The organism is Leptospira saintgironsiae (assembly GCF_002811765.1).
In the GTDB taxonomy this organism is placed as follows: Bacteria; Spirochaetota; Leptospiria; order Leptospirales; family Leptospiraceae; genus Leptospira_B; species Leptospira_B saintgironsiae.
The window spans coordinates 25358-40623 of the sequence record NZ_NPDR01000002.1 but is presented as its reverse complement, the minus strand read 5'-3'; the positions used below and the strand labels follow the sequence as shown (position 1 = coordinate 40623).

The 15266-nt window shown below is 39.5% G+C and carries 11 protein-coding genes; 7 read left to right on the top strand and 4 right to left on the bottom strand.

The genetic code is table 11. The features are described 5' to 3' along the window. Positions 1 to 14: 14 nt before the first annotated feature. From CH362_RS05210 to lpxB, 4 genes are read left to right on the top strand one after another with little or no spacing between them, the layout of a single operon-like run. Positions 15 to 1445 carry an SH3 domain-containing protein gene (locus CH362_RS05210; protein ID WP_100709316.1) on the top strand — a complete coding sequence of 477 codons (1431 nt, stop codon included), beginning with the start codon at positions 15 to 17 and terminating at the stop codon, positions 1443 to 1445. Positions 1446 to 1470: 25 nt separating this feature from the next. Next, entirely contained in the window at positions 1471 to 1710 is a 240-nt protein-coding gene (locus CH362_RS05205; protein WP_100709315.1) for an FmdB family zinc ribbon protein, read from the top strand. 2 nt (positions 1711 to 1712) lie between these two features. Next, positions 1713 to 2567 (top strand): LpxI family protein, encoded by an 855-nt coding sequence (locus CH362_RS05200; protein ID WP_100709313.1) that lies wholly within the window; start codon positions 1713 to 1715, stop codon positions 2565 to 2567. Next, on the top strand, positions 2515 to 3792 hold the full coding sequence (gene lpxB, locus CH362_RS05195; RefSeq protein WP_100709312.1) for a lipid-A-disaccharide synthase: 1278 nt from the start codon (positions 2515 to 2517) through the stop codon (positions 3790 to 3792). The genes CH362_RS05200 and lpxB overlap by 53 nt, the downstream gene beginning before the upstream one ends. A 29-nt stretch (positions 3793 to 3821) precedes the next feature. On the opposite strand, the gene CH362_RS05190 is transcribed toward lpxB, so the two are convergent. Genes CH362_RS05190 through CH362_RS05180 form a run of 3 tightly spaced genes read right to left on the bottom strand, consistent with a single transcriptional unit; the run spans position 3822 to position 9161 of the window. Next, positions 3822 to 6182, bottom strand: a complete 2361-nt coding sequence (locus CH362_RS05190) for an LIC_12586 family protein (RefSeq protein ID WP_208859539.1) — start codon at positions 6180 to 6182, stop codon at positions 3822 to 3824. Then, positions 6086 to 6730 (bottom strand): tetratricopeptide repeat protein, encoded by a 645-nt coding sequence (locus CH362_RS05185; RefSeq protein ID WP_100709310.1) that lies wholly within the window; start codon positions 6728 to 6730, stop codon positions 6086 to 6088. Before CH362_RS05185 ends, CH362_RS05190 begins: the two co-directional genes overlap by 97 nt. Before the next feature lie 4 nt (positions 6731 to 6734). Next, positions 6735 to 9161, bottom strand: a complete 2427-nt coding sequence (locus CH362_RS05180) for an ATP-dependent helicase (protein WP_100709308.1) — start codon at positions 9159 to 9161, stop codon at positions 6735 to 6737. A 163-nt stretch (positions 9162 to 9324) separates the two neighbouring features. Here CH362_RS05180 and CH362_RS05175 point away from each other — a divergent pair, with 163 nt between their 5' ends. From CH362_RS05175 to pepN, 3 genes are read left to right on the top strand one after another with little or no spacing between them, the layout of a single operon-like run. Then, positions 9325 to 9909 carry an NUDIX hydrolase gene (locus CH362_RS05175; RefSeq protein ID WP_100709307.1) on the top strand — a complete coding sequence of 195 codons (585 nt, stop codon included), beginning with the start codon at positions 9325 to 9327 and terminating at the stop codon, positions 9907 to 9909. 9 nt (positions 9910 to 9918) lie between these two features. After that, a complete protein-coding gene (locus tag CH362_RS05170; protein WP_100709306.1) occupies positions 9919 to 11178 on the top strand; it encodes an MFS transporter in 1260 nt (419 codons plus the stop codon). A 1-nt stretch (position 11179) separates the two neighbouring features. After that, positions 11180 to 13702, top strand: a complete 2523-nt coding sequence (gene pepN / locus CH362_RS05165) for an aminopeptidase N (RefSeq protein ID WP_100709305.1) — start codon at positions 11180 to 11182, stop codon at positions 13700 to 13702. A gap of 86 nt (positions 13703 to 13788) precedes the next feature. On the opposite strand, the gene CH362_RS05160 is transcribed toward pepN, so the two are convergent. Then, positions 13789 to 14910: an alkane 1-monooxygenase gene (locus CH362_RS05160; RefSeq protein WP_100709304.1), complete on the bottom strand. Its 1122-nt coding sequence runs from the start codon at positions 14908 to 14910 to the stop codon at positions 13789 to 13791. Positions 14911 to 15266: the final 356 nt, after the last annotated feature.

Sequence of the window (15266 nt, the reverse complement as noted above, 5' to 3'; positions counted from 1 at the left end):
CTTCGTAGTTCTCATTGAAACGCGGATTTTTCCTTTCTATATTCGGAATCGTATTATTAGGGCTGATCGTTTGGCTTACCATTCGTTTTTGGCCCAAGCCATCCGACACTATTTATGAATATTATAAAAAGGAAAAATGGGAGAAAGTAATTTCTCTCGTAAAAAAAGCAACCGCCCCTACTCCTGAAGATCTTTTTTACGGTTCCCAATCTCTTCTTAGATTGAATGCAGAACTGATCACTAAAGATGCGGAAGACAGATCTAAAATTTCCTCAAGACTCCTAAAAGAAAATGGTATCGGTTCAGGAAAATCTATAGAATCCAAAGGAGAATTTCCTGTATTCGAAGATCCTTTTATTCTTCAACTCAGACCAGGTGGGTATTGGAGACAAAAAGCAATTCTTTCCAGAGTAGAGATCGCAGGAGAATGGGAAGATGATATCCAATTCTTACGTGATCTAAAAGAATTTATAAAAAGTAATCCAGTCACATTAGGAATTTCTTCCTATTCATCCGTTCTGAAAAAAGTTCTAAGAAGAGAGACTAAACTTTCAGATGGAGACCAAAACAAACTTTCTGAACTATTAGGTTTTCTTTCCGTAAGAGAAGATTCTACATTGCTCGGTTCCAGATTTAAGAACACTGGAGAAAATACAAATCTCAGAACTGGTCCAGGAACTGAGAACCCTGGTAAGGCTCGTTTAAAAAAAGGACTCTTACTTTACGCATTAGATAAGGACCCTCGATCTGAAACTGTCCAAGGAAGAAAAGGAAACTGGGTCCAAGTATACATTCCTGAGTTACAGATCTCAGGCTGGATCTTCTCTCACTTCTTAGAAGAAGATCCATACCCTTCCGCAAAAGCTGAAGAAACATTTGTAGAATTCTCTCAATCCGAAAAAAGCCAAGCCTGGGACTTTGCGTTCTGGACAGAAGATAAGATCCCTCCAGGATTTCATGGAGAATATATTCCCACTGAAAAGTTAGCCATGGATGGAGATTACGGAATCGTATTATATAAATCTAAAACTGGAAAATACAAAGAGATCTGTAGGATTGTAGAAGAACCTTTTAGATCTTTAGAATTTTTAACAGCAAGTTTAAGTGGAGAAGAGCCCGTTCCGATTTTTAAACTATATTCAGGAAGACCTGGTGAGTGGAAACCGGCTTACCAAATTGACCTTGATAGAGAGAGTATTTCCATCAATAGGAACAAGTATATACTTGGATCAGGTGGAAAGAAGAGATTCCAACTCGGAATTTTTTCAGCAAATGGGACAATATCAGCGTCTCTATTAGTAGGAGAAAAAACCGTATTACAAGGTATCTCTCCAGAAGAAGAGCTAACCTCTACAGAGGGAGCTCTATTCAAACTCTGCCTACAACAAGCGGATAAAAAATCCGATTCGAATGCGGCAGCGTTCCAATTTAAGTTTTTATTTTGATCTTAGTATCGAGCGAGGAAAATCAGTGCCTACTTACGATTATAGATGCAAGGCTTGCGGACAAACTTTTGAACATTTTCAATCCATGAAGGACGACCCTATTACTACCTGCCTTCTCTGCGGTAAAACAGGAGAAGTGGATAGATTAATCTCCAGTGTAGGAGGGATCATCTTTAAGGGTTCCGGATTCTATGTAACAGACAATAAATCCTCTTCTAAAAGTTCTGAATCTTCCACCGGTTCCTCCGGTTCTTCTTCCAACTAAGTTTGGGACGTTTAGGAATATTAGCGGGAGGAGGAAATCTTCCTCAGATTGGAATGAGAGAGGCCCTCGCTGCAGGGGAAGATCCATTCTTTCTTTCCATAGCTGAGTCTGACTTTACTCCAGGAAATTATCCGGATAGAGTGATCCCAATTCGGATCGTAAAGATTGGCGGGTTATTAAAAGCATGTAAGACCAATCAGATAGATAGACTTCTTCTATTAGGAAAAGTTAAAAAAGAGATTATCTTTAAAAGTCTGAACTTCGATTTAAAAGCTCTGGCACTACTTGCAAGAATGGTGAACCGTCATGATTATTCTATCTTCAAAACGGTAGCGGAAGATTTCGAAAAACAAGGAATTCATATCATTTCTCAAAAGACCTATCTGAAGTCATTATTACTTCCAGAAGGACGTTATACTAAAAGATCCTTGGACAAAAAACAGATCGAAGACGTGATCTTCGGAATGGAGTATGCAGAGAAGATCGCTCACTTAGATATAGGCCAAGCAGTAGTGGTTGTAGATAAATCTGTATTAGCGGTAGAAGCCGTAGAAGGAACAGACCAGACGATTAAAAGAGGCGGAAGTTTCGCCAAAAAAAGAAAGGCAGTAGTTTGCAAAAGTTCCAAACCAAGCCAAGATCCCAGATTCGATCTACCTACGGTCGGAATAGAAACCCTAAAAGTAATGAGTGAAAATAACTGCGATATACTCGCCGTTCGAGAAGGAGAGACTATAATTGTAAATCCTTCCGAATTTATTAACCTTGCAGAAAAATTGAAAATCCATATCTTGAGCATCGGCCGTGGCAACGTCTCGAAAATTAACTCTACCCAAAAAAAGCTCCCTAAAGCCTAAGAAGGCCGGAGACAAAATTAGGACGGAAAATCTTTCCGTACCTTCTTCTCCCGTATTTATGATATTAGCCGGAGAACATTCTGGCGATCTACTAGGCGCAGAAGTATTAAAAGAACTTAAAAAACATGATCCAGACCTTACATTTTTCGGGATTGGCGGTCCCAGAATGTTGGAAGAAGGTTTCGACTCCATCGAAGACATGGAAGAACTTTCTGTAATCGGTTTCACTGCAGTACTATTCAAATACAAATTCTTAAAAGCACTTATGGATCGATTGGTAGAAGAAGCAGTGGCACGTTCTTGTACACATGCGATCCTAGTCGATTATCCAGGTTTCAATCTGCGACTTGCAGAAAAATTGAAAGCGTTAGGGATCAAAGTGATCTTCTATGTTTCTCCCCAACTTTGGGCCTGGAATTTCGGCCGGATCTATAAGATTAAAGAAACAATAGATCTGATGTTGGTATTATTTCCATTTGAGAAAAAGATTTACGACGATTATGGAGTTCGTTCCGTATTTGTAGGACATCCAATCGCACAAAGGATTAAGGAAAAGATCCGAAAAGAAGCTCCTATTCCTGTAGATGAGAAACAAATAGCTCATCTGCAAACAATCACTCTTATGCCAGGCTCTCGCTCCGGAGAGATCCATAGAATGTTGGATACACTACTCCAATCTGCAGCACTCATCCACCAAGAAGCGGAAGCAGAAAAAAAACATGTACGTTTTCTAATTCCAAATATTAATCTTAAAGAAGAAGAGTTTATCCAAACTAAAATTAAGGCAACAGAAGAATCTCATCCTGGTATCAAAATCGAATACTTATTCGATAGTTCTTTAAGATGTATTGAAGCTTCTGATATTGTTTTAGTAACTTCTGGAACTGCTACTTTAGAAGTTGTATATTTTGAAAAACCAATGGTGATCTTATATAAGGTCAGCCTACTCAGTTATTTTATCTCTGCACTCCTAATCCGCACACCATTTATAGGGCTTGTTAATATATTAAGCGGAAGAGAAACAGTGAAGGAACTCATTCAGGCAGAATGTACTCCGGAAGAAACTGTAAGAGAAACAATGGCCATCCTGAAAAATAAAAAATACAGGAACCAAATGATAGAAGAGATCCGCTCCGTAAAGGAATCTCTAGGCGAAGAGCATAGTTCTAAAAATGCAAGTAGAGCAATTCTTCAGTTTTTGAAAGAAAAGCCAACTGCAGTGTAGGAACTCCAACAAGAGATTGTGGAGCAACCCTACTCTTTCACGCAGCCGGCGCGATTCTCTTTAATCTTAAAAGCAAATGCAGAAATCGGAACTGCAGAATTGGATTCACTGGAAAGCGAGTAAGTATTCCCAGTCACAAAGTATTTAACAGAATCAGAATCTATATAAGAATTCGCAGTGGCACTTACGTTTCCACCCTTCCAATAAACGTTTCTTTTGGGTGGGCTGCCAGGATTCCAATAATCAAATCCCATCTCAAACTTAGCAGGAACTGGAACTGGAAATTCTCCCTTTCCTTTCCAAACGGTATTTGAAAGTTTCACCTTGTCTATGGTGACATACATTCTATCATGAATGTCTAGGAAATTATTTCCGTTAAATCTAATATTACCGTCTGAATCCAAACTTTCAGGGATCAAATCTCCACCACAGAATGAAAAGCTTGGAACTCCCCAAGCCAAATTGATCGTCTCGAAATCTATTCCGAAATAAGGATTATCAGTACCATACGTAAAATATGAATTCAATTTAGCGGTTCCCGAACCAGCAATACTTGCATCCAATCTAGATTGAGAAGGTGCAAATTTCAAACCCACATCCAACTTACCCATACTCGGAAGTCCGAGATCCCATTTCACTTCCTTAGCTGTAAGTTTAAGACTACCTGTGGGATTTTCTAAGAAATATTTATAGATTGGGGTTCTAGTAAAATTAATCTCCGGTATGAGCTTTTCCATTCTAGTATGGATATCTTCTCGTATCCATTGGCGAACTGAACTATATAAAGGAAAAAAATTTGAAAGAACGATTGAGTCAGTCTCTAACTCTAAATTATATTCTCCCTGTAAAGGAAAGTAAGCGGTCCCATCTCCCTTGATCCCCTTTTTATATCCTGTTTTGCCTTTTAGATTTGCCGACCAAGGAAGACCAAATTGTTTTCCTTTGAATTTTGCTTCTAAAATTCCTGCAGGATTCCAAGCTAATTCCCCATCTTTGATTTCCAGATCCAAATAAGTATCCTTCCACACAAAATCTTGGAGAGAAAATTTAGCCTCTGACTTCATCCAGTCTCCATAACTTCCGGTTTCAGTTCCCTTCCAATGTAGATCTAAACTTCCACCTAGAGTTTTTAAATCAGAAGAAACTGGCAGAAAATTACGAATATCATCTAAATCTTGGACAGTAAGGCTTAAATCCCAGGACTTCAGTCCTTTCTCATTTTTAGATTTCAGAAGAGTAAGTTTATCCTCTCCAGAAAATATCTTATGTTCTTCAGTAAAGACATCACCTTTCTGATTACGAGTCCATTCATGTTCCAGATCTATATCTTTCCATTCCCAAACTTCGCTTTGCAAAGGAAGCTCTTGTAAAACGATCCCTTTTACATTAGAAAATTCTGTTTTACCTTCGACCTTTAAATTGGTTCCATCTGATTCCAGAACGGCACGGCCCGAAATTTTTCCCTTCTTAGGATAAAACTGAGAGAATTCTGAATATAAACCTCCGGAATTTTCTGCCTTTGCATTCTTAAACAGAATTTCCAAATTCATATTTTTACTTCCGATATCAGTGCTGAACTTTCCGCTCACATATCTAAATCCCGGAATAGGAAATAGAGAATCAGAAATTTGAACATTGATCTTAGTATCCTCTTTTCGGATATTAAAATCGATTCCTTTCACATTTTCTAAAAGGACCTTGCCACCTTTATAAACTGTAACTGTTGTATCTTCTAATCTGATCTCAGGAATATTGATCTTATGGATATAGGATAGAATTTCCCCGGAGATCCTATCTTCCAGATCGATACTCAATTGTGCGTTACGCACTCGAATCGCTCTTACGGAAGGTTGGCCTTTCCAAAGACCTCTTAATAATAATTCTATTTTGTTTGCTTTGAAGATCATTCTCTGAGAAGCAAAGTCCTCATCGCTGGAAATTTTTAGATCTTCTATAAATACATGATTTGGAAATTCGTATTCTACGACTCCAAGTGTTACTGCCCTGTCCAATTCTTCGTTGATGAATCCGCGAGTGAGTTCCTTCACCCCGCGTAAATCCAACACTCTTCTTACGAAGTACCATTCTGCAGTTTCTTTAGCTGTCGCAAGAAGAAGGAAAACTACAATTAGAGCAATGGATATCTTTCTAAAGGAAGGTTTTTCAGTGATAGTTTGTATCTTTGAAAAGGAAGAAGATGCGAATCGATACAGTTTATCCGGGACAGCGATCTGAAATGTCACGCTGTCCTTTTTAAATAATGGATTTTTAGGGAGAGGGAAAGTGAGGTAAATTACCGTTGGAGAACCTGGCTGATTTTCTCCGAGGTTTCCTTCAGTACTAGGCTTTCCGGAAATTTCTGTAATCCCTCTTCCAGAACCAACTGACATCTTTTGTATTCCTTAATTCTGTAGAAGCTGACTACTACGGTCTCATAGTAGAATAGATCTTTTTCGAAGTTTTTCTCTCTGGAAGCTCTGCCTAAAATCCCGAGAGCTTGGCCATATTTCTCATCTTCGAAATACGCTCTTGCCCACATTTTTTTGCGGGTAACTGACTCAAAATCGCGATCTACATTGTCCGATTTACGGAAATGAACGATAGCATTATCATAGTCATTGATCCCAAGATAGGCAGAACCTAAATAATGGTCCAAATGCTGAAGATTACGACCATCTTTGGAATTTTGAACTTCTCGGAGTACGAGGGAAGCTTCTTTGAAAGATTCGATTTTTAGTAAAAGTTTGGATTTTTGGAGGAGTAGCTCGGAACGTCTTTTGTCTTCAGGGTGTAGATCAGTTAATTGCTGGTCTATTCCCTTGATTTCCGCTCGGACCTGGGTCTCTAAATTGGCGGAAACCGCCCCTTCTTTTTGTGTACTTGCACAGTAGAGGAGGAATTGAGCTCCGATAAACAATATTGTCAGATATTTACTCATTTTCTCATCCGATTTTCAATTTTTCGAGCTCTTGCAGGAAATCACTAGTCTCCTGTTGTCTGGTTTCTTCGTTAGAAAGCCAGTCCAAAGTCTCCGGATCTATCTCCTTAAGGAAGCGAGAAGGCTCGGAGGCCAATTGCTCCCCAAATTTGCGGCGATTAGCGGCACCTGTCAAGCACAAATGCCTCTTCGCCCGAGTCATCGCTACATACATCAAACGCCGCTCTTCGTCCACAGATTGGTCTTCTACAGTGGCTCTTCCGGAAGGTAAAATCCCCTCTTCTAGTCCTACGACATAAACAGACTCGAATTCTAATCCTTTAGATTGGTGAATGGTGAGTAACTGTACTCGATTATCTTCTTTCTCGTCAGAAGGCTCATCTTCCATAAGCATCGCCAAACGGTTGATAAAGTCGAATAGTGTAGGTTTTTCACCTGAGTCATTATTCTCTTCGAAGAACGCTAGCATGTTCACAAGCTCGGACATATTATATATACGGGCCTTCGCGACCTTCTCTTCTTTCTCTTCCAACACGATCTCTTTTTCAAGACCCAGATCTGCGATTAACTCTCGTAATGCGAAGAATAGCCTTGGAGAAGATGAGAACTTTTTCTTAGCCTTTTCGATCAAATTTACGAAATTATAGATCTCGGAAGAAATTTTGCGGTTCAAATCTGGGATAAAATCCGGGGATTCGCAGACCCTGAATAATGTCTCATAAAGAGATTCTTTGTTCTGAGCCGCTTTTTCATGCACAAGAGAGATGGATCCGGCACCGATCCCACGTTTCGGATAATTAATAATTCTTAATAAAGATGCATCGTCCTTCTGGTTTGCGATGATACGGATATAAGAGATCAGATCTCGGACTTCTTTACGGTCGAAGAAGTTATAACCACCCACTACCTTATAAGGCATTTCTCTAGATCTAAATGCTTCTTCAAAAGGTCTGGATTGGAAGTTCGTACGGAATAAAATTGCGATCTGGCTTCCCTTTCTAGCTTGTTTGATGATCTCTTCTCGGATACTTTCCGCAACCCATTCCGCTTCGTCTTTCTCGTCACTTCTTTCCACATACTTCACTTTGAGCGCACCAGGCACCTTAGAGAAAAGTTCCTTGGATCTTCTGGAAAGATTATGACGAATCAGAGAGTTTGCAGCAGAGACTATGATATCAGTGGATCTATAATTCTCTAAGAGACGGATAACGTTTGCACCTTTAAAATCATTTTCGAATCCAAGGATCAAACTTACATCAGAACCTCTAAATGCATAGATGGACTGATCGTCATCACCTACCACGCATAGATTGTCCGATTCTCCCATGAGAGCTCTTAAAAATTCATATTGGATCGGGTTTGTATCCTGGAACTCATCCACCATGAAGTATTGGAACTTTTTATGGTATTCATCTCTTACTTCTTCGAACTGTCTTAAAAGTTTAGAAGGTAGAAGGATTAGATCATCGAAGTCTATAGAGTTCTGTTCTTTTAAAGTGTCTTGGTATTGCTGAAAAAGAGAAGCAGCCAGAAGATCTCCCTCATTCATAGAGGTCCTCATATCAGCTAAATAATCTTCCCCTGAGTTTTTGATCCTGGAAATTTTAGAAAGAACTTCCATGATCTGAGGACGTTTAGGCTCCAACTTTTGGGCCACAAGCATTCCAGTGACAAGACCTTCTTGGTCAGCTTGGTTTAGAAGAAGGAAAGGTTGTTTATAATCCAACTTCTCAATATGTTTTTTTAAAATTCCGAGTCCAAGAGAGTGGAATGTAGAAAGTGTAATCCCTTTTAATAAATTCCTAGGAATTAATTTACGAACCCTTTCTCCCATTTCCTTTGCACTTTTATTTGTGAAGGACAATGCAACTATCTTCCCCGCAGGAATATGATGGTCCTGGATCATATGAGCGATCCGGTTAGAGATCACTCTTGTTTTTCCAGAACCTGCACCAGCAAAAATTAAAAGAGGACCTTGGATAGTTTGAACAGCGCGAGCCTGTTCCGGAGACAGACTTAGGAAAATAGCAGCGGAATCCCGAGGTTCCCTGGGTTTTTCTTCTCTTTTTCTTTTGGGAGCAGAAGGTTTTTCTATAGTTTCTTGATCCTTCTCCGCAGGAACTTCCGTAATATCAGATTGGACTTCGGTTGAAATTGAAACTTCGGAAGATTCGGACTCGACCTCGGTGAGAACTGAGACTTCTACCTGGTCTGGAGTTCCTACCACTGGTTCCGGTTCAGAAACTTCCGAAAAATCGTCTTCTTCATAAAAGGAAGAACCGTAGGATTCCTCTGGCACTTCTTCTTTTGGAAGGGAAATGGATTCCGAAAAGCTGAGTAATGGCAGTTCTTGCGCAGGTTCTTCTGCTTTCCCGTCCGAAATTTCCAGATGGGAAAACAGATCCAGACTTTGATTTGTATCTTCTTTCATCAGATTTTATGAGGGCAAAATAATCTAAAGGATCCGAAAAATCTGGTTTTTCGAACCCCTGGTATAAGCGACATAATCCTGATTTTTCTCTTCTTGTCAACCGCGTACAGGCAAAGGTTTGCGAATCTGAAAGGATTTCAAAAAACTGGAAAAGACGGCAGATATGCAAGAATTCCGCCCAGAAAATTACCTCCCCGATTCCAATCTTTGGGAAGAAGGAAAAAAAACTTCCTCCTTCAAAACTCCAATTTTTGAGTTAGTCTCAGTTCCTAAAATTTCTCCAGACAAAACAATCTCAGGCAATTTTTTCAAAGTAGAATCCAAGGATTGGGTAAATGTAATCGCACTTACTTCAGACGAAAATGTGATACTGATCGATCAATACAGACACGGATTGCATTCTTACTGTTTGGAAATCCCAGGCGGAATCGCTGAAAAAAATTCAATCTTAGAATCCGCACAAGCAGAACTGAGAGAAGAGACTGGTTTTATCTCTGACGAGTGGGAATATTTAGGAAAGGTTTCTGCAAATCCCGCTTTCATGAACAATTGGTGTCATACTTATATCGCCAGAAACGTTTATCCTCATCCGGATGGACAGGAACTGGATGAAAGCGAACAAATAGAAGTGTATCAATATCCTTTAAACAAAATTTCCGAAATTTTAGAGAAGAATATCCTACACCACGCAATGGTCGTGGCTGCATTCGGATTATTCTTTTTAAAATTCGGAGAAAAGAAGAAGTAGAACTATCTCATGACAAAATCCGCAAACACGAGCCCATTCGTATCTTTACAGGTTCCTGAATTCAGGAACTTTCTGGCCGGAAAATTTTTGGTCACACTTTCATTCGTTATGCAATCCACCGTGGTCTTCTGGCAGATTGACCATATCACTCACGATGCATTTTTCGTGGGCTTGATCGGATTTGCAGAGCTTGTGCCTAATGTAGCGGTTTCTCTTTTTTCAGGATTGGTCGTGGATAGTTTCCCAAGGAAGAAGATCATCTTTCTTTCCTTAAGTGGTCTGACTTTTAGTTCTTTCTTACTTTTATTATTCACCCTTCCTGGTTTTGAATGGGTGATCGAAAAATATTGGGTGTATCCGATCTATTCTGTGATCTTCTTCTCCGGAATTTGTAGAGGATTTTTATCTCCAAGTATTGCAGCTTTTCAAACTCAATTAGTCTCTAAGGAAATTTTTCCGAACGCTGCTACTTGGAGTGGTGTTGCATGGCAGGGTTCTGCAGTTTTAGGTCCAATGCTTGGTGGACTTCTGACTGGATTTAATGGAGTGCAGACAGCTTTCCTTGCAGATTTCTGTATCATGTTATTCTCTTTATTTCTTTTGTTACTTGTTCCTTCTAAACCTGTTCCTGAAAAACAAGGGGAGAAGGAATCCATTTGGAAAAGTTTAGGAACCGGTTGGAAGTTCGTGTTCGGCCATCAGTTGATCTTAGGCGCAATCAGTTTGGATCTATTTGCAGTTTTATTCGGTGGAGCAGTCGCACTTATCCCTACATTCTCCAGAGAAGTTTTGGGAATGGGTCCTGAATATTATGGAATTTTAAGATCTGCTCCTGCAATCGGTGCGGTTCTTTGTGCATTATTTATCGCAGTAAAACCTCCTAAATCAAATTCAGGGATCATATTGCTTAGCAGCGTATTTGGTTTCGGGATATGTATGATCGTATTTGCACTTTCTAGAAACTTCTACTTATCTTGCGCGGCCTTGATCGTAAGTGGTTCCTTTGATATGGTAAGTGTTGTGATCCGTCATACAATCGTTCAAATGTATACTCCAGAACATATGAGAGGAAGAGTTTCCGCTGTGAATAATATATTCATTGGTTCTTCTAACGAACTAGGAGCATTCGAATCCGGGGCAACTGCAAAAGCATTTGGCCTCGTCCCTTCTGTGGTTATAGGAGGAACGCTCACTCTTTTAACTGTAGGGATCATTACCGCAATCTCGCCTCGCCTTCGAAAAATGGATCTAAAGGATATAACGGTTTAATATGGATAATATTCTTACCCAACAAGAAGCAATGCTCCGCTCCGGGCAGATCTCGGAAGTGGACTATACCTTAAAATTAAAACTGGAAAAAGGATCCCAAGAATACGAGGGAGAAACTACAGTTAGATTTGTTTATAGTGGCGGCAAAAAGGGAAAACTCAAAGTAGACTTTGTATCCAAGAAGATAGAGATCCTTTGGCTGAACGGAAAAGAAGAAACAAATTACGAAAAGAAAGAATCCGCACTCTTCTTATCCGGAGAATTATTAGCAGAAGGCAAAAACGAGCTTAAGATCAAATACAAAAATGCATTTGATCATAGTGGTTCTGGTTTTCATAAATTTACAGACCCTGCCGACAAAGCAGAATACATGCATACTGACTTCGAACCATTCGAAGCCCATAGATTATTCCCTTCTTTTGACCAGCCAGATCTAAAAGCAACTTATGAATTAGAGATCACAGGGCCTTCTGAATGGACCTATATCCATAATACAGTCCCAAAATCGGAAGAAACTAAAGGGAATTATAAAAACATAAAGTTCAATAAGACCAAAAAATTCTCCACTTATTTATTCTCTTTGATCGTAGGGCCTTACGCAGTTTGGGAAGATAAGGCAGGAGAAATTCCTCTTAGAATATTCTGTAGAAAATCTCTCTCAAAGTATATGGACGCCGAGAATTTATTTGCGATCACCAAAGAAGCTTTCGGTTTTCTCCAGGGATATTTTGGAGTTCCTTATCCTTACGGAAAATACGACCAGATATTTGTGCCTGAATTCAATATGGGAGCCATGGAAAATGTGGGAGCAGTCACATTCTCCGAAAGTTATATTTTTAGAGGTCCAAGGATCTATTCTGAATACTTAAACAGAGCAAACACTGTGTATCACGAAATGGTACATATGTGGTTTGGAAACCTGGTCACAATGAAATGGTGGAACGATCTTTGGCTAAACGAAAGTTTTGCGGATTATCTTTCTTATTATTCCATGTCTAACGGGAAAATTTTCCCAGATGCATTAGAACATTTTTATGTAAGGGAAGAATGGGCTTATAGAGAAGACCAACTTTCTACCACTCACCCTATTGCAGGAAAAGCAGAAAATACATTAGAAGCAATCAGCAATTTCGACGGGATCTCCTATTCCAAAGGTGCCTCAGTTCTTCGCCAATTGATGTATTATGTAGGTGAAGAAAAATTCAGAGATGCGATGAGGCTTTATTTCAAAAGACATGCAGAGAAAAATACAGTTCTAAACGATTTTCTTTCCTGTATGTCTGAAACCAGTGGGATCGATATCAGAGGCTGGAGTAAAGAATGGCTCGAAACAACCGGAGTAAACACTCTCAGCCCAGTCCGCCAAAACGGTAGATTATTTTTACACCAAGGACCTTCTGCTACAAATGGGCTTCTACGCACGCATGCACTCCAAGCTTCCTTATTCAGAGAGAAGAACGGAATATTAGAAGAAGTCTGGAAAAAAAGAATACTCGTAAAAGGAAAAGAAACCCTACTCGAAGAGAATTATTCCGGTGAAGCGGACCTTCTACTTTTAAACACAGAAGACTTTGCATATGCCAAAACCTACCTAAGCAAAGAATCACTTCCTATCTTAAAAAGAAGCCTACACACTCTAAAGGATCGTTTTTCTAGAAGAGTTGTATGGGGAAGTTTATGGCAAATGGTAAGAGATGCCGAACTTGCACCTAAGGAGTTCCTAGAGTTAGCTTTGGACCAAGGCTTAAAAGAAACTGATCTTTCCGTTCGAAACAGCCATATACTCACCAAAGCTCTGACAGTAATTGATAATTATATTCCGGAAGCAGAGAAGAGAAACTGGTCAGACAAACTGAACAGTATCGCCAAGGAAAAATCTCTCTTAGCACAAAACCCAGAACAAGAACAGATCTTATGGTTTAGAATATTAGAAAATACTTCTAAATCTCCAGAACAACTTTCTTATCTGAAAGAATTATTGGATCAGAAAAAAAGTATTCCAGGCATTACAATGGACCAAGAAAGACGTTGGGTCATTCTATCCAGGCTAAGCGCTTATGGGGATCCTGAATCCTCCAAAAGGATCGAAGAAGAAGTTACGAAAGATAATACAGATCTTGGAGCAAAGAAGGCATTCTTAGCTCAAATTTCCTTCCCAGATGCTAAAACCAAAAAAGAATCCTGGGAAAGATTCCTGAAACCTAAAGAAGGAGATTCAACTGACTTCTTAAGATACGGAATGAGAGGATTCCAATGGAATCACCAAAAGAATCTACTAGTCTCTTATACAGATTCTTATTTTAATTCGGTGATCTCAGTGTATGAAACAAGAGATCCACATTTTGCTTCTGCATTCGGCCATATGATGTTCCCTTCTTTCGAACCGGATCCGAATTTATTAAAGAGAACACAAGAGTTCTTAGATCAAAATAAAAAACTTCCGGAACTATTGAAGAAGGATCTGCAACAACAAAGAGACGATATGCAAAGGACCCTTAAGGTTTTAGAAAAATACAAAAACTAAAAGACCATCTTAGTCCTTTAAGAAAAAAGAAGAGTTAGAGGGCAGCCTCTAACTCTTTACCAAAAAGATCTACTTTTTAGACAGGACTATGCAGTAGCAGGTTCCCTTTTTCCGGAGGAGCTTGAGGAAGATTCTCCATGTTGGTTCTTCCATTCTTCCAATTTTTTATCCATCACCTTAAACCAAAGTGGTGGAAATAAAGCCAGAAGTATCATCAATTCATAACCATAAGGAAGTTGCGGGCTTTCTTCAAAATGTCTCAAGGATTGGTATCTTCTTCCTGCATTCGCATGGTGATCGGAGTGTCTTTGTAATTGGAACAAAAATGCATTAGACAGGCTGAAGTTTTGGTTCCATGAATGTATAGGAAGAACCTTCTCGAATTTTCCAGGAGATAGTTCCTTACGAGCCAAACCATAATGTTCTATATAATTCACGAGCTCCAATAGAGAGAATGCAATCCAACTTTGCACAAAGAAAAATACTGGCACCTGCCAATTCAAATTACCAGTGATTGCATAAAAAATCCCAGTCACTGCAGAAATAAATAAAACGGGAATGATCATAGATGTGATCATCTCATTGTCCAAGGTCCAAGCGGACTTTCCAAGTTTGCCCAATCTTTTTTTCTCTAAATTCCAAGCGCTAGTCAAACTTCCAACAACGGTTCTTGGATAGAATGCAAAGAATGACTCACCTTTTCTACTGGAAGCAGGATCTTCATGAGTAGAAACATTCACATGATGGCCACGGTTATGTTCTATAAAAAAGTGCATATAACATACAGTCATAAGAATGAACTTAGAATACCATTGTTCAATCTTAGTGTTCTTATGCCCAAGCTCGTGAGCCACTGTGATCCCGATCCCACCTGTGTTCACGCCGATCGCCAGAACAAAAGCTCCCCACTCCAACGCGGAAAGAGTTTGAGTTTGGATCTCCCACAAAGCCCAAATTACTAATACAAATTGGATCCATGCCCAACCATAGGTCAGAAATCTAAAATAGAATTCCTTTTGAAGCTCCGGCACATCTTCTTCCTTAGGATTGCTTGCATCCGGCCCGATCCAAAGATCCATGACCGGAAGAATTCCGAATACCACCGCCAAAGTTAAAAAATTAAAACTTCCCCCCAAATAGTAACCAGCCACGGCAAGCCCCGGGATCAGGTATGCGATCAAGAAGGATAATCTTTTCCCTACACTCATCTCTCTCTCCTATCCCGCATTTCTTCGGGAAAATCAATCTGTTTAATTTATTTCGAACGTTTGGTATTATAACATAAACTCAATCTCGGGCAAGAAAAAAATCTCCAGGAATACATTTTTTCTAACAATTGTTTTAAAATGGATAGAATCGGCAAATTGGAACGTTAATTTACTTTCTTCACCCCTCTGTGTGCTCCGTGCTGGAGTTCCTGCATTTAAAAAATAAATTATCAACTAAACACTTCTCTCTAGCCTGTTTGATTTTTGTCCTTGTTTAGGAGGCCCCCTTCAAAAGCATGGTTTATAAGTAGAAAAATTATTACCTCCTTTAAGACGAAAACCAAAACACCCACGCG